At 65.6% G+C, this 26,421-nt stretch carries 22 protein-coding genes; 7 read left to right on the forward strand and 15 right to left on the reverse strand.

Annotated features, from left to right (window positions below; genetic code table 11):
• Window positions 1–1,382: phosphoenolpyruvate carboxykinase (ATP) (gene pckA / locus RMP10_RS16850; RefSeq protein WP_310571335.1), on the reverse strand; the 1,382-nt coding region annotated here is incomplete at its 3' end.
• 244 nt (window positions 1,383–1,626) lie between these two features.
• Window positions 1,627–2,328, reverse strand: a complete 702-nt coding sequence (locus RMP10_RS16855) for a hypothetical protein (RefSeq protein WP_310571336.1) — start codon at window positions 2,326–2,328, stop codon at window positions 1,627–1,629.
• Between the two features lie 77 nt (window positions 2,329–2,405).
• On the opposite strand from RMP10_RS16855, the gene RMP10_RS16860 reads away from it, so the two are divergent.
• Both RMP10_RS16860 and RMP10_RS16865 read left to right on the forward strand, forming a co-directional pair.
• Window positions 2,406–2,753, forward strand: coding sequence for a hypothetical protein (locus tag RMP10_RS16860; protein ID WP_310571337.1), 348 nt, complete (start codon window positions 2,406–2,408; stop codon window positions 2,751–2,753).
• 86 nt (window positions 2,754–2,839) lie between these two features.
• A complete protein-coding gene (locus tag RMP10_RS16865; protein ID WP_310571338.1) occupies window positions 2,840–5,194 on the forward strand; it encodes a TonB-dependent receptor in 2,355 nt (784 codons plus the stop codon).
• A gap of 132 nt (window positions 5,195–5,326) precedes the next feature.
• Here the strand turns inward: RMP10_RS16865 and RMP10_RS16870 are convergent, their stop codons facing one another.
• Window positions 5,327–6,298, reverse strand: a complete 972-nt coding sequence (locus tag RMP10_RS16870) for a deoxyribonuclease IV (protein ID WP_310571339.1) — start codon at window positions 6,296–6,298, stop codon at window positions 5,327–5,329.
• Window positions 6,299–6,499: 201 nt separating this feature from the next.
• On the opposite strand from RMP10_RS16870, the gene RMP10_RS16875 reads away from it, so the two are divergent.
• Window positions 6,500–7,072, forward strand: coding sequence for a PEP-CTERM sorting domain-containing protein (locus tag RMP10_RS16875; RefSeq protein WP_310571340.1), 573 nt, complete (start codon window positions 6,500–6,502; stop codon window positions 7,070–7,072).
• A 47-nt stretch (window positions 7,073–7,119) separates the two neighbouring features.
• Here RMP10_RS16875 and RMP10_RS16880 read toward each other — a convergent pair whose 3' ends face one another.
• Genes RMP10_RS16880 through RMP10_RS16920 form a run of 9 tightly spaced genes read right to left on the reverse strand, consistent with a single transcriptional unit; the run spans window position 7,120 to window position 14,839 of the window.
• Window positions 7,120–8,322, reverse strand: coding sequence for a peptidoglycan DD-metalloendopeptidase family protein (locus RMP10_RS16880; protein WP_310571341.1), 1,203 nt, complete (start codon window positions 8,320–8,322; stop codon window positions 7,120–7,122).
• A gap of 8 nt (window positions 8,323–8,330) precedes the next feature.
• A complete protein-coding gene (locus tag RMP10_RS16885) occupies window positions 8,331–9,191 on the reverse strand; it encodes a permease-like cell division protein FtsX (protein ID WP_310571342.1) in 861 nt (286 codons plus the stop codon).
• A complete protein-coding gene (ftsE, locus tag RMP10_RS16890) occupies window positions 9,188–9,889 on the reverse strand; it encodes a cell division ATP-binding protein FtsE (RefSeq protein WP_345785816.1) in 702 nt (233 codons plus the stop codon). The genes RMP10_RS16885 and ftsE overlap by 4 nt, the downstream gene beginning before the upstream one ends.
• Before the next feature lie 12 nt (window positions 9,890–9,901).
• On the reverse strand, window positions 9,902–10,894 hold the full coding sequence (locus tag RMP10_RS16895) for a PLP-dependent transferase (RefSeq protein WP_310571344.1): 993 nt from the start codon (window positions 10,892–10,894) through the stop codon (window positions 9,902–9,904).
• 59 nt (window positions 10,895–10,953) lie between these two features.
• A complete protein-coding gene (locus RMP10_RS16900) occupies window positions 10,954–11,286 on the reverse strand; it encodes a hypothetical protein (RefSeq protein WP_310571345.1) in 333 nt (110 codons plus the stop codon).
• On the reverse strand, window positions 11,283–11,840 hold the full coding sequence (locus tag RMP10_RS16905; protein ID WP_310571346.1) for a hypothetical protein: 558 nt from the start codon (window positions 11,838–11,840) through the stop codon (window positions 11,283–11,285). Before RMP10_RS16905 ends, RMP10_RS16900 begins: the two co-directional genes overlap by 4 nt.
• A 7-nt stretch (window positions 11,841–11,847) precedes the next feature.
• Window positions 11,848–12,795, reverse strand: a complete 948-nt coding sequence (locus RMP10_RS16910; protein WP_309668969.1) for an ATP-binding protein — start codon at window positions 12,793–12,795, stop codon at window positions 11,848–11,850.
• Window positions 12,792–13,835 carry a carbohydrate kinase family protein gene (locus tag RMP10_RS16915; protein ID WP_310571347.1) on the reverse strand — a complete coding sequence of 348 codons (1,044 nt, stop codon included), beginning with the start codon at window positions 13,833–13,835 and terminating at the stop codon, window positions 12,792–12,794. Before RMP10_RS16915 ends, RMP10_RS16910 begins: the two co-directional genes overlap by 4 nt.
• Entirely contained in the window at window positions 13,832–14,839 is a 1,008-nt protein-coding gene (locus RMP10_RS16920) for an ROK family protein (protein ID WP_310571348.1), read from the reverse strand. Before RMP10_RS16920 ends, RMP10_RS16915 begins: the two co-directional genes overlap by 4 nt.
• A 106-nt stretch (window positions 14,840–14,945) precedes the next feature.
• Here RMP10_RS16920 and RMP10_RS16925 point away from each other — a divergent pair, with 106 nt between their 5' ends.
• Entirely contained in the window at window positions 14,946–16,091 is a 1,146-nt protein-coding gene (locus RMP10_RS16925) for a serine hydrolase domain-containing protein (RefSeq protein ID WP_310571349.1), read from the forward strand.
• Here the strand turns inward: RMP10_RS16925 and RMP10_RS16930 are convergent.
• From RMP10_RS16930 to RMP10_RS16940, 3 genes are all read right to left on the reverse strand, one after another.
• On the reverse strand, window positions 16,085–17,110 hold the full coding sequence (locus RMP10_RS16930; protein WP_310571350.1) for a glycosyltransferase family 9 protein: 1,026 nt from the start codon (window positions 17,108–17,110) through the stop codon (window positions 16,085–16,087). The two genes, RMP10_RS16925 and RMP10_RS16930, sit on opposite strands and share 7 nt — an antisense overlap.
• Before the next feature lie 97 nt (window positions 17,111–17,207).
• Complete coding sequence (gene lepA, locus RMP10_RS16935; protein ID WP_310571351.1) at window positions 17,208–19,004, reverse strand: translation elongation factor 4; 1,797 nt, start codon at window positions 19,002–19,004, stop codon at window positions 17,208–17,210.
• Between the two features lie 139 nt (window positions 19,005–19,143).
• The gene (locus RMP10_RS16940) at window positions 19,144–20,016 is read right to left on the reverse strand and encodes a hypothetical protein (RefSeq protein ID WP_310571352.1); all 873 of its coding nucleotides are present in this window, start codon (window positions 20,014–20,016) and stop codon (window positions 19,144–19,146) included.
• 139 nt (window positions 20,017–20,155) lie between these two features.
• Here RMP10_RS16940 and RMP10_RS16945 point away from each other — a divergent pair, with 139 nt between their 5' ends.
• Genes RMP10_RS16945 through mfd form a run of 3 tightly spaced genes read left to right on the forward strand, consistent with a single transcriptional unit; the run spans window position 20,156 to window position 26,364 of the window.
• Complete coding sequence (locus tag RMP10_RS16945; protein ID WP_309668976.1) at window positions 20,156–21,064, forward strand: DUF58 domain-containing protein; 909 nt, start codon at window positions 20,156–20,158, stop codon at window positions 21,062–21,064.
• 54 nt (window positions 21,065–21,118) lie between these two features.
• Window positions 21,119–23,053 carry a BatA domain-containing protein gene (locus RMP10_RS16950; RefSeq protein WP_310571353.1) on the forward strand — a complete coding sequence of 645 codons (1,935 nt, stop codon included), beginning with the start codon at window positions 21,119–21,121 and terminating at the stop codon, window positions 23,051–23,053.
• Window positions 23,053–26,364 carry a transcription-repair coupling factor gene (mfd, locus tag RMP10_RS16955; protein WP_309668978.1) on the forward strand — a complete coding sequence of 1,104 codons (3,312 nt, stop codon included), beginning with the start codon at window positions 23,053–23,055 and terminating at the stop codon, window positions 26,362–26,364. The genes RMP10_RS16950 and mfd overlap by 1 nt, the downstream gene beginning before the upstream one ends.
• Window positions 26,365–26,421 lie beyond the last annotated feature (57 nt).

The following is a 26,421-nucleotide window of genomic DNA, read 5'->3' on the forward strand; positions in this document are numbered from 1 at the left end:
CGCACCATCGTGCGTGTGTAGCCGAGCTTCATGCGCGAGCCCACGCCGTACGCGCCGCCGCTCCAGCCGGTGTTCACCAGCCACACCTGCGAGCCATGTGTGCGCAGCAGTTCGCCCAGCATCTCGGCGTACTTCGTGGGATGCCACACCAGGAACACGGCGCCAAAGCAGGCCGAGAAGGTCGCTTGCGGCTCGGTGACACCACGCTCGGTGCCGGCCACCTTGGCCGTGTAGCCCGACAGGAAGTAATACATCGCCTGTTCCGGCGTGAGCTTGGCGATCGGCGGCAACACACCGAACGCGTCGGCGGTGAGGAACACCACGTTCTTGGGGTGTCCACCGCGGCCGCTGGGCACGTGGTTTTTGATGTAGTGCAGCGGATACGACGCACGCGTGTTCTCGGTGATCGACTGGTTGGCGAAGTCCACCGATCGCGACGGCTCGTTGAGCACCACGTTCTCGAGCACCGTGCCGAACATCTGCGTGGTCTGATAAATGTCCGGCTCGTTCTCAGGCGAGAGGTTGATCACTTTCGCGTAGCAGCCACCCTCGAAGTTGAACGTGCCTTCCGGCGACCAGCCATGCTCGTCGTCGCCAATCAGTCCGCGCGTGGGGTCGGCCGAAAGCGTCGTCTTGCCGGTGCCCGACAGACCGAAGAACAACGCCGTGTCGCCCGCGGGGCCGATGTTGGCGGAGCAGTGCATGGAGAGTACGCCCTGCTTCGGTAGCAGATAGTTCATCACGGTGAACATCGACTTCTTGAGCTCACCGGCGTAGCGCGTGCCACCAATCAGAATGGTGCGCTCGGCGATGTTGAGCACGATGAACGTGGTCGTGCGCGTGCCGTGCTTTGCCGGGTCGGCCTGGAATTCCGGTGCGTGATACACCGTGAAATTCGGCGCAAACGTGGCCAGCTCCTCGACCGCCGGGCGAATGAACATGTTGCGCACGAACGACGCATGCCACGCATTGGGCAACACGTAGCGCACACTCAAGCGCGTGGATGGATCGGCGCCGCAATACAGGTCTTGCACGAACAGCTCGGGCAACGTGTTCAGATACTGCTTCACGTCGGCTTTGAGTGCTTCGTAATGCGCCTGCGCCATGGGCTGGTTGACCTTGCCCCAGTCGACATCGGCTTCACTCGACGACTCCTTCACCACGAACTTGTCGTTCGGCGAGCGGCCCGTGTGCGGTGACGTGACCGCGACGAACGGCCCCATCTCGGCCAGCCGACCTTCGCCACGACGGATCGCCGCCTCGACGAGTTCGGGAGCGACGAAGTTCCAGTGAACCTCACCGCTTGGTTTCAAGCCCTGGGGAGCGAGGCCTTCAAGGCTTTCGCGGCGAACGGTAGCGGACGGAGTGACCTGTGTCGCCATGGGTGCGACCCTCACGGAAAACGGACGGCGGGACAGGCGCAGTCGAGCGCGCACGGTGCAGCGCTTAACCTGTCCTGCAGGAGGTGTGCTTCAGTGATGTGAAACTCTAACCAGCGGGTTCGGCTTTCATTCGGCCAAGCAGCGAACCGAGACTGAAACATGACGGACGAGGCGCCGTGGCTCAAGCGGAGTGCCCCCATTTCCTGCATCAATTCTCAGTCCGCGTGCATGACGCATGCCCGTGTCAGAGGGTAATATCGGCCGCCCGACCCAGAAGATTTCTCAGCGTATTGCGATCCCGATCGGTTGGCGTGCGCACCGTGGGCCGGGTATACATCACGTCGGTGGTTTGCGGGCTGTGCCCCCCGATGCCGACGGCGTGACCCATTTCATGCGCCACGAGTGCATCGAGGGCGGCCTGCGTCACCGTCGTCGTCATGTCCACGCGGATCACGATCGCGGTGGTGAGGAGCGTCGAGCCGATCGGCCGCAGTCGTTCAGCCCGACTGCCGAGCGGACAGAAATAGGTGTATCCCGCCGCTCCCGAGGGATTGAATGGACAGGAGCCCGTGACGACCGGCTGGGGAGTACTGCGATCGTAGACGATCACGTCGGCCAGATCGCGGTTCGTCACGACGTCGAGGGTGAACTCGCGCTCCTGCGGCACGGCGTTCCACGAGGCCACCGCCCGCTGCACGGCGCCCGCGAGATCCACGCTGCCGGCGATCATCGGCTCGACGAACACGCGCACTCGCGCGCCCGTACTCCAGCGGTACAGCAGGCCACCGGTGAGCTCCGTGGGATCATACGCGAAATCCGGTCGAACCACCGTAGGACTGTCGCACGCTGCGGCGAGAAGTGTGATGGCGATCGCCAGCCGATTGGCGAGTCGTCGAGCGCGACGTGCGGGCAATCGGACCTGTGATCGAGCGCGTGAGCGGAACATGTGTGAAAGCTGTCTGCCTGATACCGGATCTTCCAGAGCCGGTTGCGTCGTTTTCCTGGAACCGACAGCTTACGCGTATGGCACGCATGCGCTCTCCATTGCTTACGCGCTTTCTGTTCCTGTTGGCCTGGTTCCAGGTCATGGGGCCGGCGGTGTCGTCGATCGCCGATGCATGGCGCCTCGACAAGCGTGAAGCGTACGTGCACATGGAGTCGGAGACCGGTCCCGGCTGCGTGCTGGTGCATGGGCACGACTGCCTGCTGTGCAGTGTCGCGACGGGCCCGAACGGCACGTCGCCGAACGCGCCGCGCACCCCCATCGTCGCCGAGCGCGCGATCGCGCCCGCAAGTGCCGAGGCTCCGCGCCGCGAGAGCGTCTGTCGCGGGAGTGCCTCGCAACGTGCCCCTCCAGTGATGTCGGTCTGAGTTGTCGGCCATGCCATGGGCATGGCCCCCGGACCACGTGATCGCGTCATGTCGACGCGTCGCGCACATCATACTCTGGAGTTGTCATGCTGCCGAATTTTCCGCGCTATGCGATCGCGTCTGCGATCGCGACTGCGATCGCCGCGCGTCCGGCCGCAGGCCGTCATAACCGCCTGCGTGCCGCCCTTTCGTTGTTCACCCCCCTGCTTGTCGCCGTGCTCGCGCTCGCGAGTGTTCCGGCGCGCGGTGCAGCGGCCACGCTGGCGCCGATCGCCGCACGTGACGCCGTGGTGAGTGGCACGGTGAAGGACACGGCCGGTGCGCCGTTGTCGAATGTGCAGGTGGTGGTGAGTGGCGCCAACCGGAGCGCGCTCACCGACGACCGCGGCCGTTTCACCATCGAGGGACTGCCACCGGGTGTGTACCATCTCGACTTCATTCGTATTGGCTACTCGGCTGCGCACGAAGTCGTGACCGTGAGCGGGGCACCCGTGCAAGTCACGGTCACCATGCGCGTGTCTACCGTGCGCCTGTCGAGCGTGAACGTCACCGCGACGCCCACTGGCACTGATCCGCTCAACGTCACACAGGCCACCGTTCAGCTGTCGGGCAAGGAACTGCAGCGCGCCCTGAGCACGTCGCTTGGCCAGACGCTCTCCAAGGAGCCCGGCATGTCGACGCGCTTCAACGGGCCGATGGCCTCCACGCCCGTCATTCGCGGTCTCACTGGTGAACGCGTGCTGGTGCTGCAGGACGGCGAGCGCGCGGGTGACCTGTCGGCCGGCGCGGCCGACCACATGAACGCGGTCGATCCGAGCACGGCCGAACGCATTGAGGTGATTCGCGGTCCGGCCTCGCTGCTGTACGGCAACAACGCGATCGGCGGCGTCGTGAACGTGATCTCGTCGGACATCCCGACCAGCATTCCCGGCCGTGCCACCGGCTACGTGCTGGGGCAGGGCGAGAGCGTCACGCCGGGCGGCGTGGGCAGCGTCGGCATGACGGTGCCCGTGGGCAAGCGGCTCGCGTTGACGGCGCGTGGTGGCTTCCGCCAGTTCGAAAACATGCGTGTAGGCGGCGGCGCTGCGCAGTCGAATACCAACGGCGCCACCAATCAGTTTGCGCTGGGCGCCGGTACCGTCGGCGGTCGCGGGTCGGTAGGAGTGGTGTATCGCCAGATGGGCTTTGAGTACGGGCTGCCGCATCCGGATGGAGATGAAGGCATTCGCATCGACGGCGTACGCCGTATGGCAGCGCTCCAGTCCACCATCAGCACCGGTTACGCCCCGATCGCCACGCTCCGCGTCGATGGCACGTCGCAGTCGTACTCGCACAGCGAGATCGAGCCGGATGGCGCGGTCGGCACGCAGTTCAAGCTCAACACGCAAACGGTCAACGTGACGGGACGTACGAAGGTCGGTCGGATGTCCGGCGCCGTGGGCGTGCAGGGGCTCTTCCGCGAGTACCGCCCCGTCGGTGAAGAAGCGTTCGTGCCGGGTTCCACCAACAACAACGTAGCCGCGTTCCTTTTTCAGGAGCTGCCGCTCGGCACGGGCGCATCGGAAGATCACACGCCGCGCCTGCAGATCGGAGCGCGCTACGATCGCTTCTCGATCGCGACTGACCCCCGTGAGGAAGCGGCCCGCTTCGGCGACGCGCAGTCCCGCACCTTCGAGAATGTGGCGGCGTCGCTGGGATTGAGCGTGCCGGTGACTACAGATATGTCGCTTACCGCGAACGTGTCGCGCGGCTTCCGCGCCCCCGCCGTGGAAGAACTGTTCGCGAACGGCTATCACGCCGCCGTGGGCACCTTCGACGTTGGCAATGCTGCCCTGAAGCCTGAGCAGAGCACCGGTTTCGAAGCGGGACTGCGTGCGCAGACCCCGCGCACCTTTGCGCAGTTCAACACGTACTACAATCTGATCGACAAGTACATCGTGCCCAGCGCCACGGGCACCCAGGAAGTCGACGGGAATGACGTACCGCTCGTCAACTTCCTGCAGCGCGACGCTGCGATGTACGGCGTGGAAGGGCAGCTTGAGACGAAGCTCGTGCACCGTCTGGTCGGTGGCGTGATGGGCGACTATGTGCGCGCCAAGATCCGGAACAGCGACGAAAATCTTCCATACATTCCGGCCGGCCGTCTTGGCGCGTCACTGCGCTACGACAACGGCCGCGTGTCCGCCGGCGGCGACGTGCGCCGCGTGTTCGCGCAGGACCACGTGAGCGGCGACGACCTCGACGTGGCCACGAGCGCGTACACGCTCCTCGATCTGAGTGCCTCTTGGCTGTTCACCGTGAAGGGCAGTCAGGTGCACTCACTCACGATGCGCGTGGACAACGCGTTGGACGAGCAGTACCGCGACGCGACCAGCCGGATCAAGAGTTACGCGTTCAATCCGGGACGCAATGTCAGTGTGGTGTATAAGCTGCTGTTTTAGGGAACTGCGAACTCCCTAGTGAGCAGGGGGGAGGGTATCAGGTAAGAGGGAGGAGCAACCGCCCGCGGTTCACCTCCTTCCTCCGCCCTGATACCCTCCCCCCTGCTCACTAGGGAGTTTGTATCTCGCAGTTCACCCCGCATACCCCCGCAATAACCGCAGCATCCGTCCGTCCGTCTCCGCCGGTGTGTCGCCCTTGGGCGTCTCGATCACCTTCGGAATACGCGCCAGGCGCTCATCGGTCATGATGCGACGGAAGGCCTGTTCGCCGATGGTCCCTTCGGCGATCAGCTCGTGGCGGTCGAGATGCGAGCCGAGCTTGGCCTTCGAGTCGTTCAGGTGCAGGCAGCCGAGTGTCTCGAAGCCCAGCACGTCGCCGTACTTGGCGAACACACCGTCGTAATCAGTGACCAGGTCGTAGCCGGCGGCCCAGATGTGCGCGGTGTCGAGGCACACGCCCACCCGGCTCCGCAGCGCGGCCGGAAGGCGAGACAACAAGTCGGCCATCTCCTCGAACGTCGAGCCCAGCACGGTGCCCTGACCGGCCGTGAGTTCCATCAGCAACCGCGTGGGGCCGACCTCCGCTTCCAGCGCAGCGATGATGCCGTCGGCGTTCCGCGCGATGCCACTGGCGCGGTCGTCCATGAAGTTGCCCGGATGCGACACCAGCGCATCGAGGCCGAGCGCATGGCACCGACGTAACTCGGCGCTAAAGCTTTCCACCGACCGCGCCCGTAGCGCGTCATCGGGCGACGCAAGATTGATGAGATACGAGTCGTGCGCGCAGGTCCAGCGCACCTTCGTCTCCGTCATCGCGGTGCGGTAGCGCCCGGATTCGGCGTCATCGATGTCGCGCTCGAGCCAGCGGTTCGCCTGCTTGGTGAAAATCTGCGAGCCGGTCGCGCTGATCTCACGCGCCCGCGCTGCCGATTCCCACGTGCCGCCGGCAATGGACACGTGCGCCCCGAGCGGCGCGCGGTCCTTTGTCCAGTCTCCCCCATCGACCACGATGGGGGCACCGATCGAGGGGGCAGGCGGCGAGGGCGCCTTTCGGTTGGAGACCTTTCTCGCGGGCGCCGCAGCGGCGGCTTTCTTAGCAGGCATGTCCAACAGTATCACCCTACCCCCGCCACCTCCACACCCACTCCCTACCCCGTACTCCCTACCCCCTACTTCGCAGTCATCGTCCCCATGCCTGATGTCGCGTACGGGTGAGCCGTTTGGCCGGGCAATGTCGCCTTCAAGACTGATTCTTCGATATGACAGACAACCCCTCACCGGAATCCGTCCGCCATGCCTTCAAAAATGCTCCGAATCGTCGCCGCCTGTACGGCCCTCCTCGCGCTCTCCGCGCCCCTCAACGCACAACAACTCGTCGTGAACGGCGATTTCAGCGCCACGCCGGGTACCACTGGCTGGACCCTGACCAGCAACTCCAACGTCTTCGATGGTATGCTTGGTCTGACATGGTTGAACGCGGGCGCCACACAGACGGTGACGACGGAAGTCGGGAAGCAGTACACCTTCTCCTTCTGGGTTCGGCGACTGTTCTTCACGCCATACCTGGTCGTCCCGTACTTCACCGCATACATCGGTGGCGAGCTCGTTCCGGAGCCGACGGGCTACAACCCGGCAACCCCGACGACATTCACATACGACTTCTTCGCATCGAGCACGAGTACCACCATCGCCTTCGCCGCGTACGACGCGTTGGGATACGACTACCTCGTCGACAACGTCAGTCTGGTTCCGGTGACGTCAGCGCAGCCGCCGAGCACCACTGTGCCCGAGCCCAGCACTGTGGCGCTCGTTGCACTCGGTCTCGCCGCCACGCAAGCGCTCGCGCGTCGGCGGCGGCAGGGAACAGACATCACGTGATCTACTCCCTACTCCCTACCCCCTACCCCCTACCCCCGACTTCGCAGTCATCGTTGTCCGCGCAGCCACTCCAGCGGATCCACCGAGCGTCCCTTCGGCCGGATCTCGAAGTGCAGGTGCGGCGGTAAATCCGGGTCCGTCGCACCGACGGTGCCGATCGTCTGGCCCTTCGGTATCTGCTGCCCCTTCCGCACGTCGATGCGCGCCAGCGATCCATACACCGAGTAGTCACCGCCACCGTGCTGCACGATCACCGTCGGACCGTACGTGCCCACGTTGTCGGCCAGCACGACTTCACCGGCGGCAATCGCCTTCACGACGGTGCCCACCGACGCGCCGATGCCGATGCCGTTCCAGCGGGTGGTCGTGTTGTTCGGATTGATCACGCGGCCGAAGCGATACAGAATCGTGCCGTCCACCGGCCAATCGAGCTTGCCGAGGTCCGACGTGCGAATACTCGACGGTGCCGCCGGTCGAGCGTTCGGCGACATCTCGGCTCGGCGTCGCACCGTTTCCAACGACGCGATCACACCGGCCACTTTGGCCTCGTCGCGCGCCAACTGCGTGAGCCGCTCGCGCGTTTGGGTGGCGCTGCGCTGCACGGTCGTGAGGTTGCGCTGACGCCGCGATTCGAGCTCGGCGAGCCGGCGCGCTTCCCGATCCTTTTCGGAGCGGTTGCGCGCTACTTCGTCCTGCAGGCGCACCAGCAAGAGTCGCTGGGAAATGATCTGATCGCGCAGGCCTTCCACCCGCCGCACGAGTCCGCGGTCGTGCAGCGCGAGTTCGTGCAGATACTTGTAGCGCGCCACAAGTCCGGCGAACGACTGGGCGGAGAGCATCGCTTCCACGTCGTACAGACTACCGCGCTTGTAGATCTCCACCATGCGGCGCTGCAGCGCGGTACGCTTGTTCACCAGCTCGCTCTCGGCCTTCACCAGGCCGGAACCCGCCTTCACCACCTCGGTGTTGATGGTCTCGAGCTGTTGATCGAGGGCACCAACCAGTCGCGCCGTCGCCTTCCGCTGCGCTTCGAGATTGTTCACTTCATCGGAGAGCGTGCGCGCGCTGCGCTGCAGCTCGGCCATCTTCTTTTCGAGGTCACTGCGTTCCTTTCGCAGTTTGTCGAGTTCGTCTTGTTGCTGTCGCAGGCGCTGTTCCGGCGCGCCGGTCGCTTGCGCCGACGCCATTGAAGGCACCGCCACGACAGCCGCCGCCAGCGCGCACACGCCGGCGATGACACGGCGTTGCATGGCGCGCACTACGCGTCGCGCCACACGCGGCGCAGGTGACGACCCACCGATAGCCAGCTGCCTACGAGGCCCAGCACACCGCCCGCCGCGATCCCCAGCATGACTTGTTCGGCGTTGAAGAACTGCGCCGCCATGAGGTTCTTCGACACGAGCTGCACGGCCGTCCACGCCAGGGCCGCCGCGATCGCGCCACCGGCAAGGCCCTTGAGCGTGCCGTCGATCAGGTAGGGCAGTCGCACGAAATTGTTCGTGGCACCGACCAGTCGCATGATCTCGATTTCCTTCGTGCGGGCAAGGATCGCCATGCGGATCGTCGATCCGATGATGATGATCGCCACCAGCGCGAACACGCTGCCCAGCACCGAGCCGGCAATGCCCGCAATGTTGCGGATACGATAGAGCTTCTCCACCCACTCGCGTCCGTAGCGCACTTCTTCCACCACCGGATACGTCTGTAGTCGACGCGAAATGGCCTGCACGGTCTCGGGGTCGCGCGCGCCTTCCTTCAAGCGCAGCTCCACCGAACCGGGCAGCATCGCGCCTTCCATCACGTCGCGGAACTCCTCGAGTTCTGCGCGCGCGCGTTGCAGCGCCGAGTCGGGACTCACAGAGCCCACGTCGGCGACCTGCGGGATCTTGTTGATCCCCTGCATCAGCTCTTCCACCTGCGCGTCCTTCGCGCCGTCGATCAGGAACGCGCGAATCTCCACGCGATCCTCGATCTCCAGCAGCGCCGACTTGATGTTGATCGCGACCAGCCCGAACAGCCCGAATGCGAACAGTGAGAACGCGATCGTGGTGACGCCGAGGATCGCCAGCAGCGGGGCGCGCTTGAACGCCAAGAACACTTCACGGAGGGCGAGCCTCATCGACGGCCTCGCATGTCGGCCAGCAGTCGCGCCACATCGGTGCCGTCGTGCACCAGCTCGCCGTGGTCGAGTTCCAGGAAGCGCAGATTCGACCGCTGGATCATCGCCACGTCGTGCGTGGCCATCAGCACGGCCGTGCCCTGCGCGTTGATCTCGCGCAGCAGCAGATAGATCGCGTGCGTGGCGCGGTCGTCGAGATTGCCGGTGGGCTCGTCGGCCAGCAGCACAAACGGATCGTTCGCCAGCGCCCGCGCAATGGCCACGCGCTGCTGCTCTCCACCGGAGAGTTCATGCGGAAACGCGGTGGCCTTGGAGGCCAGCCCGACCTGCGTGAGCAGTCGCGCCACCTTGGGGCGGATCTGTGCGTGCGGTGCGCCCGTCACTTCCAGCGCGAACGCCACATTCTGTTCAGCGGTCCGATCGGGCAACAAACGGAAATCCTGAAACACGATGCCAAGGCGGCGACGCAGGATCGGAATTTCGCGCGGCTTGATGGAAAGACTCGAAAACCCGGAGATGCGCAGCTCGCCCGTGGTTGGACGCTCCGCCATCGACAACAGCTTCAGCAGCGTGCTCTTGCCGGCGCCACTGTGTCCCACCAGAAACACGAACTCACCTTTGCGCATCTCGAAGGAGATGTCGCGCAGGGCGGCGCCTGATCGGGGATACTCCTTGCTGACGTTCGTCAGGCGAAGAATGCCGGACACCTACTACTCCAATGCCTGAGTGAGATCGCCGATCAACGTCGACGCATCATCGAGTCCGACATTGAGCCGGATCGATCCATCGGGAAGTGCGCTCGCCACGGACTCCACGCCCCCGAGGCGTGACGCGCGCTCGGCGTCCCGGACGCGGAACTGCTGCAGTCGGCCGAGCAGCTCTACTACCGCCGCATCGCCATCCCGAAGCGTGATCGACATCAGGCCGCCATACCCCGAGAAGCACTCGGCGGCCACCGCATGATCCGGATGTGAGGGCAAGCCGGGGTACTGCACGGAGACCACGGCACCGTTGCGCGTCGCAAACGCGGCCACCCACTCCGCTACCACCATCGCCGTCGTGTTCTGCTTCCCGACGCGAACGGCAAGCGTCTTGAGTCCGCGGGCCAGATGCTCCTCGGCCGCCGGATGCGGCTCGGCACCCCACGACTGCATTTTGGTGCGCACCTCGTCGATCACCGCGTCGCTGCCGCACACGACGCCGGCGAACCCGTTGCCGTGACCATCGAGGAACGCGCTCGCGGAGTGCAGCACCACATCGGCGCCGTGCTCGACCGGCCGGAAGTTGATGGGACTCGCGAGCGTGGCATCGACGACCAGCGCGAGTCCGAGCTCCTGCGCCAGCGTGCGCACGGGGCGCATGTCCACGATGCGCGTGCTCGGATCGACCGGTGACTCGAGATACACGAGGCGCGTGGTGCGCGTGAGTGACCGGCGCCATCCACGCGTTTCGGTGGGATCGACGAAGCTCACCTGAACGCCGAGCGACGGGAGCTCATGCTCGAAGAACCGGCGCGTTTCTGGACGCAGCCAGCGGCTGGTGAGTAGATGATCCCCGGGGCGGAGCAGGGAGACCATGGTACAGGCCACCGCGGCCATGCCGCTGGCCAGCACCAGCGACGACTCGGTGCGATCCAGTTGCGCCAGCTGCCGCACCACCGAGCGCTCGGTTGGCATGGGGGGCATCGCGTCGATGTCACTCATGTCAGGCACGGTGGGATGCGGAAGGAAGGCGGCGTGGGCCGGCGAAGGGCCGGACGAGGTCAGACGCGCGTCCGGGAGTCGGTATCCAACTTGACCACCCGTACGAGTTCAGACGGAGCGGCGCCGACGACGTCCCGCAAAACGCACCCGCCGCGAGGCAACGTGTCGTCAATCTGCAGCTCGGCCAGTTCAGAACGTCGATCCGATACCACACGCACCAGCTCGTGTCCCGTCACGAGACGCACCAACGCGTCGTCTGAGCGCAGGCGAACCATTGGTCCCCGTTCGGCGTCGCCAGGCTTGCTGCTGATGAATCCCACCACTTGCAGCACCGGGGAGAAGCCACTGAACAGCCCCAGTTTCCGCGCTTTGGCCTTCTCTTCGTCGTTCATGATGCCCTCGCCACGGTGCCGGGCACCGTGAAGCCGTCTTCCCGTCGCATGATCAACCGGCGGCCCCGCAGCCGGTCCAGTTGCTGTGCGGCAAACGTCTCGCTCACGGCCAGAATCGGCGCCAGCGCCTCGGCCCAGATCGGTCCGTGGTCGCGCACCGCCTCCCAGTGCAGCCGCTCGTCGTCGTCCACATAGCCGAACAGTTCGGCCGCTCCCTCATGCCATGATACCAACGCGAGCGCATGACGTTCGAGGACCGTCTCGATCGGGTCGATATGTCCTTCGTGGATGCCGCGGAAGGTGAGGAATCCCGGGAGTCCGTCTTCGCTGGCATAGCGCAGCAGCAGCTTGGCCACAATCTCGTCGGCGCACGAGAAATCCAGCAGGTTCACCTGCGAGAAGTCGATGGTGGTCACGACCGAGGCCCCGAGTTCGATGACCTGCTCCTCGATGGCCGTGCGTACGGCCGCGCCCGTGGGACGCGTGACCAGATTCGAGTACAGGTCGCACACGGTCCCGCGCAACACGGTCCCGACGTCGATGTTGACGCTCATCGTGCCCTCACAGCGTGCCCCGCGTGCGGGCGCGCGACGCACCGGCGGTACGTGCCCGCACGGGCGCGTCACCGAGACGTTCGGGGATCGTGACCTGCATCTGTGCGCCGGGGAAAAACGGAAGTCCCTCGGTCATCGGGACGTCTTCATCCCACTCCGGCGTGATGGCGATGCGCGCGGTGCCGCTGCGCACCGACAGCTTGCCATCCCACCGACCGACGAACCGACGGATGCCCGCCAGACCCTGACCACGCCCTTTGTCACCATGACGAAAGCGGCTGACCGCGCGCAGCACGGCATCTTCGAGCGCCATCGCGTCATCCCACCGATCGCTGCGGCGATGCCCCGGCGAACTCTCGAGCGATTTCCGGAAGCCGACACCCGCGTCGCACACGGCAATCACGACCACGCGGCGACCGAGGCGGCGCGCGTACTTGTAGGTCTGTACGGCGACCCAGCCACCCAAGCCGGCGTGCTCCACGATGTTCTGACACGCTTCACTCAGCGTCATCCCGAAGGCGCCGGTGATGGCGGTATCAAGATTGAGCTGGCCGTGCAGAATATCGGCGGCCTTCTGCTGAATGCGGCCCACCACGCCGTGCACGTCGTCGCTCTTCGTGATCGGCGTGATCTCGAGCAGCACATCCGACTCGTGCGCGTCACGCGCCCGCGGCACCGTGCCGTGCATGTCGTACAACTCGGCCGCATGACGGAAGAATCCGGTGCGCGACCAGTACGATACCGTGTCGGCGTGCTCGGGTACCGCGAAGCCCATGCGCTCGGCGCGCGATTGCGCGACGCAGAGCAGCGCCGTCAGTCCGTAGGGCGAGGCCCATCGGGCATGCCGGGCGTCGATTAGGATCTTGTCACCGTCGGGGACCAACGCCAGCTGCTCGAAGACCTGTTCGAAGCTTTGCTCATCGAGTGATGGCGGTACGCTGATGACAGTCGTCACGAAAGACTCAGCTCTCCGCGAAGATGATTCGCGAGCCCGGAGGCGCCGCGATGCTCGACGTTGCGCGATGCAGCCTTGTTTGCCGTCGCAATCGCATCAGTCAACATATCACCGGCAAGCAGCCGCGAGAAATGGGTAGCGCCCCAGACATCGCCACATCCGGTCGGATCGCCGGGGCCATCGACCCGTGGTGGAACACTCGGCACCAGCCCCGTGCGCAGCGCGCCCAGTGCACCACTGCCACCTCGCGGCGATGTGGACAGAGCAGAAGTGTGACCTCGCACGGGCGGCAAGTCGCTCAGTCGCTCGAAGCCCGGCGCGGCCACGTACACCGCACCGCGCTTGCCGAGCGTGACGCAGAGGCAGGACACGCCGGCCGCCATCGCCGTCGCGGCCAAGGCCATCGAGTCGGGCGCCATCATCTGCATCTCGTCTTCGTTCACTTGCAGCACATCGAAGCATTCACACCACGCGGCTACGTTGGGCAGCGGTTGCGCCACGCGCAGACCGTCGGGTAGCACGGCCATGATCTTCATGTGTAGATCGCAGTAGATCGGCCCGCTGAAATGCGCGCGCACCAGTTGGGTAGTCTCGAGATCGAGCTCCCAGCCGCTCAGGAAGTTGATATACAGCGCATCAAGCCGCGCCGCATCGAGCACCGGCTTGAGTCCCATCCACGTCCACGCCGGCACACCGCCCGATAGATGCTCGGTGCGACGTTCGTCGTCGAGATAGCGCAGCTCTACCCGATTGTTGGGGTAGGGCACGCCGATGATCTCGGCGTCGGGCGCCATGTGCCGCAAGGTGCGGGAGAACAAGCGCGCGCGATCGACCAGATCGTCGCCCACGCGCGCCAGCGGCACGATCTCCCAGTCGTCGGGCAGCGCTGCGTCGAGGGCGGAGAGCGAGTACGTGATGCCGCCCCATTCCTCCACGGGCACGCTGCGCTTGTCACGGCCGTGGAGCACATCCCAGACGAACGATCCTATCACGCCGACGCGCTTCTTGCGCGGGACATCGGGCAACTCGACAGTGTTCACGCGGGTGGCCGACCGGTGTGCTGCGCAATGAACGTGGCCACCGCGCCCACCACTCCGGCGGTGCCGGGCAGGGTCCCGGGCACGATCCGACAGGCATCCACCGCCGGCTTGAACGCGCGACGACGCACTTCCTGACGCAACGGCACGAACAACGCTTCGCCCGCCTGCGTGACGCCGCCGGCGATCACGACGCAATCGGGATTGAACACGTTGAGTAGGTTGGCGATGCCGGTGCCCAGAAAGCGCGCCGTATCCCGCACAATCTCGATCGCCACGGCATCGCTTTGCGCGGCGGCGGCATACACCGTGGCCGCCGTGATCTTCGACACGTCGCCGTTCACCAGCTCCGGCAGGATCGACTGCTGGTCGAACGACAGCGCCTCGCGCGCGCGTTCGGCGATCGCCGTGCCCGAGGCATAGGCCTCGAGGCAGCCGTAGTTGCCACAGCCACAGCGACGGCCGGTCTGGTCGATAGTGGTGTGGCCGATTTCACCGGCCACGTCACTCGAGCCATGATACAGCCGACCATCGAGGATGATGCCGCCACCAATGCCGGTGCCGATGGTCATGCCGATCACGTTCGTGGCGCCCTTGGCCGCGCCCACCCACCACTCGCCGTACGTCGCGCAATTCGCATCGTTGTCGAGCGCGGCGGCGAGGCCGGTCAGCTCGGTCATGCGATCGCGCAGCGGGATGTTGTGCCAGTTGAGATTCGGCGCCACGAGCACGATGCCCTTCTCGCGATCGAGCGGGCCGGGCGCTCCCACGCCCACGCCGAGAAACGCCTCGCGCGACACGCCGGCTTCGCGCATCGTGTCCGACACCGCGTCATTCACCATGCGAGCCATGCGCGCGATCACGCCATCGGCACCTTCGTGCGCGGCGGTGGGTTCGGATCGGAGTCCGTATTGGCGCGATCCATCGGCGGACATCGCGCAGACGACAATGTTGGTGCCGCCAAGATCGACACCGACAATGAACTGGTTGGCTGGGAGGGCAGTCATAAGGCGAAAAGATAATGCTGCCGCCCAGTGCTGGCTGCGCTGGCCGTCGTTAACGCACGTGGCGGCCGGTCGTCCAACGGGCATGCGCCTTCAGCCGACACCTCGAATGCCGCGACCGCGTGCGGCCGTCCTCTTAAGAATCTCGAAAGTAGTGTGCGGCATTGGACTCGGGTTCATCACCGCCTGCGCCGCTGCTGACGTGACCGCGACGCCAACCGCACCGCCTGTCGAGCCACCACCGGTCGTCGTCGATCCGCGTACGCTGGCGCCCTACTTTCCGCCGACGACCGGCGTGTCGTGGGACACGATTGCCGGCGCACGACTGGGCTACGACGTGGCCGCCCTCACGGCGGCCCTCGACTGGGCGGGTACGCAGCGTTCGACTGCCGTGGTGGTGCTGTGGCGAGGCCGCATCGTGGCCGAACGCTACTGGAGCGGCTGGACACCAGCCAAAGACTCGATTATCGCGTCGGCCAGCAAGTCGGTGCTCAGTGCGATCGCCGGAGAGCTGGCGCGCTCGGGACGACTCGCTCTCGACAGCGCGGCGACGCGATACCTCGGGGCCGGTTGGTCGCGTAGTCCCGGTACCGAGTCCCGCATTACGGTGCGGCATCTCATGGGCATGATGTCGGGCCTCAATGACTCGCTGCAAACCGTCGTACAGCCCGGCACGCGATTCTACTACAATAATCCGGCGTACTATCAGCTGTTCGGCGTCGTGCAAGCGGCCAGTAGCGAGAGCATCAACGCCCTGTCGCGGCGCGTGCTGTTCGACCGCATCGGGATGGTCGGCTCCACCTGGCTCCCCAACGTCGACACCGGCGAACTGGGATGGATTCTCAGCAGCACGGCCCGCGACATGGCGCGCTTCGGTTTGCTCGCCTTGAATCGTGGCCGCTGGAACGGCGTGCCCATACTGGCCGACAGCGCGTGGTTTACTGCGTCATGGCGTGCGACGCCGCCCGATAACGGCGGATACGGCCTGCTCTGGTGGCTGAACGGCAGCAGCAGCTACCGCATTCCCGGCCCCTATCTGCTACCGACCCAACCCGGCGCGCTCATTCCATCAGCGCCCTCCGATCTGGTCGCGGCGCTTGGGAAGGGCGACAAGAAGATCTATGTGGTGCCGAGTCTCGAACTCGTGGTCGTTCGCCACGGGGAAGACGCCGATGCGTTGGGTGGCAATCCCCTCGCGGTGTCGACGTTCGACGAGCAGTGGTGGCGCAAATTGAAGCTCGCCTTCCGCTACTGAGTCGAAACGGCCGCACGCACGACCTGCTCAGCCACAACGCTCGGCTCCACATCCCGCATGCACTTCCAGTGACCCAACGGACAGGCCTGACCCCCGTGCGCGCTGCACGGTCGGCAGGTCAGCTGGTCGCGCCCAAGCACCACGCGACGATCAGCCAGCGGTCCGAATCCCATTCCAGGAACAGTTGGCCCAAAGAGCGCGATCGTCGGCGTATTCATGGCACTCGCCAAATGCAGCGGCGCCGAGTCGTTGGTCACGAGCACCACGCAGCGGGATAGCAGGGCGGCTGAGCCGAGCAGCGACAGCTTGCCGGTGGCATCGATGATGGGCGGGCCACCGCGCTGCTGCACCGCTGCGCTGATCGCCGACGCGAGCGGCGCATCACCCGCGGCACCAAGCACCACGACGCGCGCATCGGGCAGCTGCGCCACGAGCCCACTCGCCAACGCATCGTATGACGGCCAGCGCTTGGTGGCCCACACGCTGCCCGGGGCAAGTGCGATCAACGGCTCTCCGCTGATCGCACCGGCCTCGTGCAGCAGGGCACTCACCTGCGACGTATCAGCCGCGCTGGGAAAGAGCGACGGCCGCAGCGGCCCCGTCGGGTCGCGCGGATCACTCGCCAACGCCCACAGTCGCTGCGCGTGGTGCCAGTCTTTCCGATACGCCACCTGGCGCGAGTACAGCCATCGCCCAGCGGACGTATCGAAGCCCACGCTCGGCACACCGGCCATCCGGGCCAGCGCCGCCGTTCGCCACGAGCCCTGCGCCATGTACGCCGTCGTCGCGCCGGTTGCACGCAATCGCGCCGCCACCCGACGCAGCCCCGCCACCCCCGCGTCGGCATTGCGCTTGTCGTACACGATCACCGACGCGACCGCCGGATGATTGGCCAGCACCGCCGCATTCGCCGGCGTCGCCACCACATGCACCTCGCCCTCACGCGCCAACCGCTCGATAAGCGGCGTCGTGAGGATCATGTCGCCTAAAAACGAGGTTTGGAGGACGGCGGAGACCATACAGCAAAGTAGGGGGTTCGGAGTAAGGGGTAAGGAGAAAGGGGTAAGGAGTCGTCGACTCCCTACCCCCTACTCCATACCCCCTACTTCGCCGTCATCAATCGACTTGCAGCACCGCAAGGAATGCTTCCTGCGGAATCTCCACGCTGCCCACCTGCTTCATGCGCTTCTTTCCTTCCTTCTGCTTTTCCAACAGCTTGCGCTTTCGCGAGATGTCGCCGCCGTAGCACTTGGCCGTCACGTCCTTGCGCAGCGGCTTCACCGTTTCGCGCGCGATGACCTTCATGCCGATCGTGGCCTGAATGACCACTTCGAACATTTGGCGCGGAATGAGCTCCTTGAGCTTCTCGGCCACCTTGCGGCCCCACTCGTACGCCTTGTCCTTGTGCACGATCACCGAAAACGCGTCGATCGCGTCGCCGTTGATGAGCATGTCGAGGCGCACGAGATCGCTCTCGCGATACTCCAGGATCTCGTAGTCCAGTGAGGCGTAGCCGCGGCTCACCGTCTTCATTTTGTCGAAGAAGTCGAGAATGATTTCGCCGAGCGGAAACTCCCAGTCGAGCTCCACGCGCACGGAATCGAGGAAGCGCGTGTTCTTGTAGATGCCACGGCGCTCCATACCCAGCGTCATGATCGGGCCGATGTAGTCTGACGGGCACATGATGCGCGCCCGAACGTACGGTTCCTTCACGCGCGTGATCACGACCGCCGGCGGCATGAGCGCCGGATTCTCGACGAGCAACTCGGTGCCATCGGTTTTCGTGACCTGGTACTCCACGCTGGGCACCGTAGTCACAAGATCCAGATTGTACTCGCGCTCAAGGCGCTCCTGCACGATTTCCATGTGCAGCAGTCCCAGAAAGCCGCAACGGAAGCCGAAACCAAGCGCGGTGGACGTTTCCGGTTCGTACTGCAGCGACGCGTCGTTCAGCTTCATCTTTTCGAGCGCATCACGCAGCGTTTCGTACTGCGTGGTGTCGGTCGGATAGATACCGGCGAAGACGAACGACTTCACTTCCTGATAGCCGGGCAGCGCCTCGGCGGCGCGATTGTCCTGATCGAAAATCGTGTCGCCCGCGCGCGTCTCGCGCACCGAGCGCACGGCGGCGAGCACGTAGCCCACTTCGCCGGCGTGCAGCACGTCGGTGGGCACCTGGCGCAGTTGCAGGTAACCCACTTCGGCCACCTCGTACACGTTGTCCGACGCACCGAAGGTGATCTTGGTGCCCTTTCGCATGGCGCCGTCGACGACGCGAATGCTGGGAATGGCGCCGCGATACTTGTCGTAGTACGAGTCGAAGATCAGCGCGCGCAACGGACCGTTCACGTCGCCCGACGGAGCCGGAACGCGTCGCACGATCTCTTCGAGCAGCTCCGGCACACCGGTGCCTTCCTTGCCGCTCACCTGCAGCACGTCTTCCGGTCGGCAGCCGATCAGGTCGACCACTTCCTGGCGACGGCGCTCCGGCTCGGCTCCTGGCAAGTCGATCTTGTTGAGCACCGGAATGATCTCGAGCCCGGCGTCCATCGCGAGGAACAGGTTCGACAGCGTCTGCGCCTGAATGCCCTGCGACGCATCGACCACCAGAATCGCGCCTTCGCAGGCCGCCAGCGACCGCGAGACTTCATACGTGAAGTCGACGTGGCCCGGCGTGTCGATCAGGTTGAGCTCGTAGTTCTGCCCGTCGCCGGCTTTATAGCTCATGCGCACGGCATTGAGCTTGATCGTGATGCCGCGTTCGCGCTCGAGGTCGAGCGTGTCGAGCACCTGAGACTTCATTTCGCGCTTCTGTAACGTGCCGGTTTTCTCGATCAGGCGGTCCGCGAGGGTGGACTTGCCGTGATCGATATGGGCAACGATGCAGAAGTTGCGGATGTGACTGAGTTCCAACGGAATGCCTTGCTAGAAGGGGCGATGCGTAAGCAGCCTTTCAAGATAATCGATTCGACCCGCAATCTGGTGCCCAGAGACGAAAACGGCGGCCGTCCCGAGGGGGCGGCCGCCGCGTAACGACTTGACGTTGGTGCGCTTACTTCGCTGGCGGGGGGGTCGCCGGCGCGCCGACGGCCGCCTGGCCGGCCCGTTGAGCAGCCGTGGGAGGCGCCGGCGGCGGCGGGTAGTATACGAGTCGGCCGCGCTCGACCGCCGCTACAGAACCGCCCTTGAGCGTAAACGGGGCACCATTGATGTAACCCATCGGCAGCATGCCCGTCTGCTGGTACACGTCGGCCGTCCTGACGACGGGATCCAGCGTGGAGAGTTCGAGGCCACCATTGATGCTCGTCGTGTAGCGCGACACGACCACCGGCCCGTTCCCGAACGCGAAGGCACCGCTGACGACCGGCACCGGCGAGATCTCGCTGGGCTGGCTGATCACGGCATCAAATGGGACGCCCGCCGCGTAGATCGTCTTCGCGAGAATCTCCACCATCTGCTGCTCGCTGGTGGCGAGGGTGTCCATCAGCAGGTCGTGTCCCCAGCTGCCGCCGGCCCGAAAGGCCGCCAGCTCCGGCTTCACGCTCGAGGCGATGGCGACGATCAGCGGAGACTCGCCGTAATTCAGCAGGTGCAACGCCTCGTCACCCAGTAGACGACGGGGCTTGACGGTTCGGCCCGCCCTCAGCTTGCCCGCGTCGTCCGGCTTGGCCGGCGAGAGGATCTGAATCGGCAGCGCCGATCCCTTGGTGCGGGTCACGGCGAACACGGTGACGTACGCGTCCTTGTTGACCGACAGCGACAATCCAGGCCAGTTCGCCAGCGACGTCACCGCCGTCACCCCGGTCACGGCAATCTGCGGCGTGGTCCCAACTGGGGACGGCTTCGGCGCCGTACCCTGCGCCGCGAGGGTTCCACTGACCGTCAACGAGGCGACGGCCGTGAGCAATGCACACGATCTGGTCATGTTCAGCCCCCTAGTAGGGAGGAAATTATTCGTCAATCCTCAACCAATGTTGGGGTCTCGGCCGTAATTGTCAAACGATTAGTAGTTGCCGTCGGATGCCCGCCCCATACAGGCGGGCACCGCACTATCCTTCTCGCACATGTCCCAGCCACGCGCCGATCAGCTCGACCCCACAGTCCTGGCGGCCCTCGGCCACCTGGAGCTCGTCGCCCGTTGGGTCGTCGACGGCTTCGTGACGGGTATGCACCGTTCGCCTCGCAAGGGTTTCAGTGTCGAGTTCGCCGAGCATCGGCCGTATATGCCGGGCGACGATCTGCGTTATCTGGACTGGCGGATCGCCGGCCGCGCCGATCGCTGGGTGGTCAAGCAGTTCGAAGAAGAGACCAACGCCCGGGCCATGCTCGTACTCGACGTGAGCGCGTCCATGCAGTGGACCAGCGACCCGGCCCGGCTCACCAAGCTGGCGTACGCCGAACGGCTGGCCGCTGCGGTGGCGTTGTTGCTATTGCGGCAACGTGATGCCGTCGGACTCGTCCGATTCGACGCCACGCTCCGTGACGTCGTGCCGCCGCGCTCGCAACGCACGCAGTGGCGCCGGCTGATGGCCGCGTTCTCGGAACCGGGCGGTGGCACCAGCTCTGACGTGGCGGGGGCGTTACTGCAGGCCGGCCGTTTGGTGCGTCGCCCGGGATTCGTCGTGCTCTTGTCCGACCTGCTCGCCGATCCCGAGCCGGTGGCCGATGCCGCGCGCACACTGCGGGCGCGAGGTCACGAAGTGCTGGTGTTGCATGTGATGGACCCCGCCGAACGCGACTTCCCCGATTCCGGTGAGGCGCGCTATCGCGATCCGGAATCGAAGATCGAAGTGCCGGCCTCTCCGTCCGACGTGCGCACGACGTACCAAGCCACGGTGCAGGAGGCGCTCGCAGAGTGGCGCGCTGCCCTCGGTCGGGCCGGCGCGCGGTACGCGGTCGCGATGACCGACGAGCCGTTCGGCCGACCGCTGCGCCATCTGGTCGGCGTGAACGGTCGCGGCGCGATGATCTGAACGACCTCCTCCGTGATGTTTCCGATTCTGTCGTAGTCCTCTCGCAGCCTCTCGATGGCGTTTCTCGCTCCGATGTTTCTGACGCTGGCCACCTTGGTCGGCGTGCCGTTGCTCGTGCATCTGTTGCGTCGAAAGGTCGGTCGCACGGTGGATTTCCCCGCCGTGCGCTACCTCACGCGCATGGAACAGGAACACAGCCGCGATCTCAAGTTGCGGCATCGGTTGTTGCTGCTGCTACGCGTGCTCGCCGTCTTGGCATTGGCACTGGCCGCCGCACGCCCCATCGCCAAACTCGCGGGGCTTGGTCATGCCCCCGTGAGTCTCGCCATTGTGCTCGACAATTCCATGAGCACCGGCATCATCGGCAACGAGCGCTCGGTCTTCGACAGCTTGCGGTCCGATGTGCGCGGACTGCTGTCGGATCTCTCGAACGACGATCGCGCCTGGATCGTGACCGCCGATGGACGCGTGATCGGAGGGAGCGCCGCGTCGCTGATGGAGTCGCTGAACGGGCTCGCGCCCTTGGGCGGACGTGGCGATCTGGCGGCCGCGACGCGCCGAGCCGTGGGACTCGCGCGCAGCGGGAATCCCCGTGCGCCGGTGGTGGCCATCGTGAGTGATGGACAGCGCAACGCCTTCGCCACCGACAGTGTGATCGACGCCGGCGCCGTGCCGGTCGTGGTCCTGGCCCACGGTACGGGTTCGGTGCGCAATCGCGCCGTCTTGGCGGCGCGGGCTGAGCCGGCACGATGGACGCCGTCGGGCACGGTGAACTTCGCCGTCAGTGCGCCCGATTCGTCCGAGTGGCGGGTGCTGCTGGACGGGCGCACGGTGGCACGCGGCGCGGTGGCCAGTGCGCCCGTGGCCGCGCCGGTGCGTCTCACACAGCGGCTCGCGAGCAACAGTACCGGGTGGGTGCGCGGCAAAGTGGAGCTCGACGCCGACGCGTTGCGGGCCGACGACGCGCGGTGGTTCGCGGTGCGCGTGGCCCCGCCGCCCATGGTGGCCGTGCGCAGCGAAGGCGGCCCGTTTCTCTCGGCCGCCCTCTCCACGCTGGTGGAAGAAAAACGTCTCGAGCGCGGAGCCGAAGGCGCGGCGCGCAGTGTGACCGTGTCGGGCGCCGATGCGGCCGGCGTGCGCTTGCCCGTGCTGCTCACGGCGCCGCTCGACCCCGTGCGCATCGGCGAAGCGAATCGCACGCTCACCCGGCTTGGTATTCCGTGGCGGTTCGGCGCCATCGCGCGCAATCTCGTGTTGGCCCGCGCCGCCAGTAGCGATGGCGCACCGCTCGATACCGCGGCGGCATCGGTGAGCGTCTTCGAAGGCACACCGGTGCGTCTGCGCTATCCGCTCGTGTATTCACCGGGCGGCAACAACGGCGGCGCTGGCGCTGGCACTGGTGCCGGTGCGCCGGCGATGCCCGATACGTTGGCCACCGCCGGTGGATCGGCCTGGGCCGTGGCCGGCGAAGGCTATGTGCTCATCGGCTCGCCGCTCGAGCCCGACGCCACGGAACTGCCGTTGCGTGCGGCCTTCGTGCCCTGGGTGCTCGAAGCGCTCTCGCGTCGCCTCGGTGAAGACGGTCGGCTCATTGAAGCGGTGCCGGGCGAGCACATCGCAGGGTTGCGCGGTGTGACCGGCCTCGAAGGCCCCGACGGAAAAGTGGTGGGCACCAATAGCGACCGTCTCACCGTTCCCAATGTGGCAGGGGTGTATTACCTGCGTCGTCAGTCCGCGCGCATCGGCGCGTTGGTCGTGAATCCGGAGCCAGAGGAGTCGGACGTGGTTGGGATGGGGCAGGGAGCAGCGGATAGCGCGGTGGCCGAGATGCGCACCCACATTGCCGGACGGGATGTCACGCCGGCCACTAGCGTGAGCGCGTGGCGCACCCTGGTGTTTGACCGCGCCGCTGGGCATGGCCTGCTGCTGCCGCTGGTGGCGCTGGCGCTCGCCGCGTTGCTGGCCGAATCCTGGTTGGCGAGACACTGATGGGCCTTCCCAGACTGCTCGATGCGATCGAGGCCCTGCCGGCATTCGCACGAGTGCACAAGGCGATTCCGGGCCCCGGTCAGAGTCTGCGCGTTGGCGGCCTGGCCGGCTCGGCCGACGCCGTGTTTGTGGCCGCCCTCGCTCGCGCGCTGCCGCAGCGACTGGTTGTCGTCATCACCGACCAAGTGGGCGACGCCGAACGCTGGTTGGCCGACTTACAGTCGCTGGTGGACGACATCCCCGTCGCGCTCTACCCGCCGCGCGAAGGGTTTGGCGAGGTCGAACCGCACGCCGAAGTCGCTGGCGAACGCGTGGAGACGCTCGAGAAGCTTGGACGCAGCGGGGTGCGCCTGTTGCTCACGACGGCGCGCGCCGTACTCGAACAGACCGCGCTGCCGCGAGCCTTGGCCGGTGCGCGGCTAGAGTTGCGTAAAGGCGATGTGCGTCGGCTGGAAGATCTCACGGCGCATCTCGAATCCATCGGATTCGAACGCGTGCCGATGGTGGAAGATGTCGCCCAGTTCTCCGTGCGCGGCGGCATCATCGACATCTACTCGTTCGGCATGGCCGAGCCGGTGCGCCTCGAGTTTTGGGGCGATGACATCGTTGAGTTGCGTCACATCGATCTCAACACGCAGCGCAGCACGCGCGATGCCGAACTCGCCCTGATCCTGCCGGTCGACGGCCGCGTTCGGGAAGACGAGGGAGAGGTCGAACGCGTGTCGCTGCCGTCGTTGTGGCCACCCGACGCCGTCGTCATCATGCCCGCTGGCACGTCGGTGTTGCCCGAGCTGGTGCGCACGTGGGATGAAGCCGCGCACCATCTCGAGCTGGCGCGTCGTCGCGGCGAAGAGTGGGTGCGTCGCGAACGGTTGTTCGTGCCGCCGCCGGAGATGGCGAGTACGCTGGCCCGCTTCGGCACCATTCGCATCGCACCGCCGCCGCAGCGGGCGGTCAGTGCCTCGTCGGCCGACCTTCAGCCGCAAGGGCCTGAGCCCGATGTGGTGTTCGCGACGCGTCCGCCCGAGTCGATCTCGCGTGACCTGCGTGTGCTGCGCAAGCTGCAGCGTGACGGGTTGCCCACGGTCATCCTGTGCGACAACGCCGGACAGGTGGAGCGTCTCGACGAACTGCTCGGCGAAGACGGCCCGCTGTCGGCGGCGCTCGCCATCGGCGTGCTCGGCGGCGGGTTCATCATTCCGAACGTCGTGCGCGTGCTCACCGATCACGAGATTTTCCGTCGTGATCGCCGGCTGCGTCGGACGCGCAAGTACACCACCGGTGCTCCGCTCGATACGATTGGGGCGCTCAAGCCAGGTGACTACGTCGTGCATCTCGAGCACGGCATCGGCATCTATCGCGGCATCGAAAAGATCTTCGTGCGCGAAAGCACGATCGAAGCGGCGGTCATCGAGTACGAAGGCGGCGATCGACTGAACGTGCCGCTGTATCGCATCGATCAGATCGAGCGATACCGCAGTGCCAGCGACGTGTCGGACGACGCACCGGCGCCGCGGCTGCACAAGCTGGGCGGCAATCGCTGGAAGCAGCAGCGCGAGAAGACGCGCATGGCGATTCTCGAGATGACGCAGGAACTGCTTGATCTCTATGCCCGTCGCAAGGTCGCCACGCGCCCCACGCATGGCGTGGATACGGCGTGGCAGCGGCAGCTCGAGAGTTCGTTCCTGTTCGAAGACACGCCCGATCAGCGCAAAGCCACCGAAGATGTGAAGCGCGACCTCGAGAGCGATCGCCCGATGGATCGCTTGCTCGTGGGCGACGTGGGCTACGGCAAAACCGAGATCGCCATTCGCGCCGCGTTCAAGGCGGTGCAGGGTGGCCGTCAGGTGGCCGTGCTGGTGCCCACCACCATTCTGGCCGAACAGCACGCCCGCAGCTTCGGCGATCGATTGGCCGATTTTCCGGTGACCGTGGAAGTCATGAGCCGCTTCCAGACCGCCAAGGAACAGGCGGTCGTGGTAGAGAAGCTCAAGAAGAAACAGATCGATATCGTGATCGGGACGCATCGTTTGCTCAGCCCCGATGTCGAGTTCGCGGACCTCGGACTGATCGTCGTCGACGAAGAGCACCGCTTTGGTGTGAAGCACAAGGAACGGCTCAAGCAACTCAAGCTACAGACCGACGTGCTCACGCTCACGGCCACGCCGATTCCGCGCACCCTGCACCAGAGCTTGGCGGGACTGCGCGATCTCACGCTCATGCAGACGCCGCCGCGCGATCGTTCGCCGGTGCTCACGTTTGTGGAGCCCTTCGACGACGCGCTGATCGAAGAGGCGATCTCGCGCGAGCTCGACCGCGGCGGGCAGGTGTTCTTCGTACACAATCGCATCGAGACCATCGAAGCGATCGCCGATCACCTGCGTCGTATCGTGCCGCGCGCCAAGGTGGCGGTGGGACACGGGCAGATGAAGGAGCGCGAACTCGAAAACGTGATGCGCCAGTTCGTCGATCACGAAGTGGACATCCTGGTGTCCACGCTCATCGTGGAAAGCGGGCTCGACGTGCCGAACGCCAACACGATGTTCGTGAACCGGGCCGATCATCTGGGGTTGGCCCAGCTCTATCAGCTCCGGGGGCGTGTCGGTCGGTCGCACCGTCGGGCGTATTGTTACCTGCTGGTACCCGATCGGGTAGACGAAGACGCCGAGCGCCGCTTGGCCGTGCTCGAGCACCATACCGAACTCGGCGCCGGCTATCGGATAGCCCTCAAGGACCTCGAGCTGCGTGGCGCGGGTAATCTGTTGGGGTCGGAGCAATCCGGCTTCGTGCATTCCGTTGGCTTCGATCTGTATCTGCGGCTGCTCGACGAAACCGTGCGTCAGCTGTCGGAAACCGGGGGCCAGAAGGCGTGGATCCCGGCCGACGTATCGCTCGATTTTCCGAGTTTTCTGCCCGACGACTACATCACGTCGCAGGAAGCCAAGCTCGATGTGTACCGCCGGCTTACGGCGTTACGCGAGCCCAAGGACATCGAGGCGCTCCAAAGTGAGGTTCGCGACCGGTTCGGTCCGATGCCCACGGCAGCCCACGCGCTCTTCGCGAGTGCCATGCTCCGGGTGCTTGGGGCGGCCCTCGGTGTGGAGGGGGTGCTTGTGCGGGCATCTGAAGCCCGTGTTAGTTTCAGGGCTGACGCAGTTCCTCGCCTGAAGGGTCTGTCAGCGGCTTTCCACGGTGTCCAGTTCCAAGTGGACGTCAAACGGACCCAGCCGCTGGCGCTCAAGTTGACCCGGTTAGGCGGGGCGGAAATGCTCGAGGGCCTGGTGCGCGCGCTGCGTGCCCTCGCTCCCTGATGGCAACCGACTGGATGCCGTTGGGGTCTCACCAACACTTCTCTTCACTCCGGTGCC

Source organism: Gemmatimonas sp., assembly GCF_031426495.1.
GTDB lineage: Bacteria > Gemmatimonadota > Gemmatimonadetes > Gemmatimonadales > Gemmatimonadaceae > Gemmatimonas.

Excerpts from the sequence above, each read along its gene's own strand:
- RMP10_RS16855 (WP_310571336.1), bottom strand. The coding sequence starts at position 2,328 with ATGTTCCGCTCACGCGCTCGATCACAGGTCCGATTGCCCGCACGTCGC.
- RMP10_RS16860 (WP_310571337.1), top strand. The coding sequence starts at position 2,406 with ATGGCACGCATGCGCTCTCCATTGCTTACGCGCTTTCTGTTCCTGTTG.
- RMP10_RS16865 (WP_310571338.1), top strand. The coding sequence starts at position 2,840 with ATGCTGCCGAATTTTCCGCGCTATGCGATCGCGTCTGCGATCGCGACT.
- RMP10_RS16870 (WP_310571339.1), bottom strand. The coding sequence starts at position 6,298 with ATGCCTGCTAAGAAAGCCGCCGCTGCGGCGCCCGCGAGAAAGGTCTCC.
- RMP10_RS16875 (WP_310571340.1), top strand. The coding sequence starts at position 6,500 with ATGCTCCGAATCGTCGCCGCCTGTACGGCCCTCCTCGCGCTCTCCGCG.
- RMP10_RS16880 (WP_310571341.1), bottom strand. The coding sequence starts at position 8,322 with ATGCAACGCCGTGTCATCGCCGGCGTGTGCGCGCTGGCGGCGGCTGTC.
- RMP10_RS16885 (WP_310571342.1), bottom strand. The coding sequence starts at position 9,191 with ATGAGGCTCGCCCTCCGTGAAGTGTTCTTGGCGTTCAAGCGCGCCCCG.
- RMP10_RS16895 (WP_310571344.1), bottom strand. The coding sequence starts at position 10,894 with ATGAGTGACATCGACGCGATGCCCCCCATGCCAACCGAGCGCTCGGTG.
- RMP10_RS16900 (WP_310571345.1), bottom strand. The coding sequence starts at position 11,286 with ATGAACGACGAAGAGAAGGCCAAAGCGCGGAAACTGGGGCTGTTCAGT.
- RMP10_RS16905 (WP_310571346.1), bottom strand. The coding sequence starts at position 11,840 with ATGAGCGTCAACATCGACGTCGGGACCGTGTTGCGCGGGACCGTGTGC.
- RMP10_RS16920 (WP_310571348.1), bottom strand. The coding sequence starts at position 14,839 with ATGACTGCCCTCCCAGCCAACCAGTTCATTGTCGGTGTCGATCTTGGC.
- RMP10_RS16925 (WP_310571349.1), top strand. The coding sequence starts at position 14,946 with ATGCCGCGACCGCGTGCGGCCGTCCTCTTAAGAATCTCGAAAGTAGTG.
- RMP10_RS16930 (WP_310571350.1), bottom strand. The coding sequence starts at position 17,110 with ATGGTCTCCGCCGTCCTCCAAACCTCGTTTTTAGGCGACATGATCCTC.
- RMP10_RS16940 (WP_310571352.1), bottom strand. The coding sequence starts at position 20,016 with ATGACCAGATCGTGTGCATTGCTCACGGCCGTCGCCTCGTTGACGGTC.
- RMP10_RS16945 (WP_309668976.1), top strand. The coding sequence starts at position 20,156 with ATGTCCCAGCCACGCGCCGATCAGCTCGACCCCACAGTCCTGGCGGCC.
- RMP10_RS16950 (WP_310571353.1), top strand. The coding sequence starts at position 21,119 with ATGGCGTTTCTCGCTCCGATGTTTCTGACGCTGGCCACCTTGGTCGGC.
- mfd (WP_309668978.1), top strand. The coding sequence starts at position 23,053 with ATGGGCCTTCCCAGACTGCTCGATGCGATCGAGGCCCTGCCGGCATTC.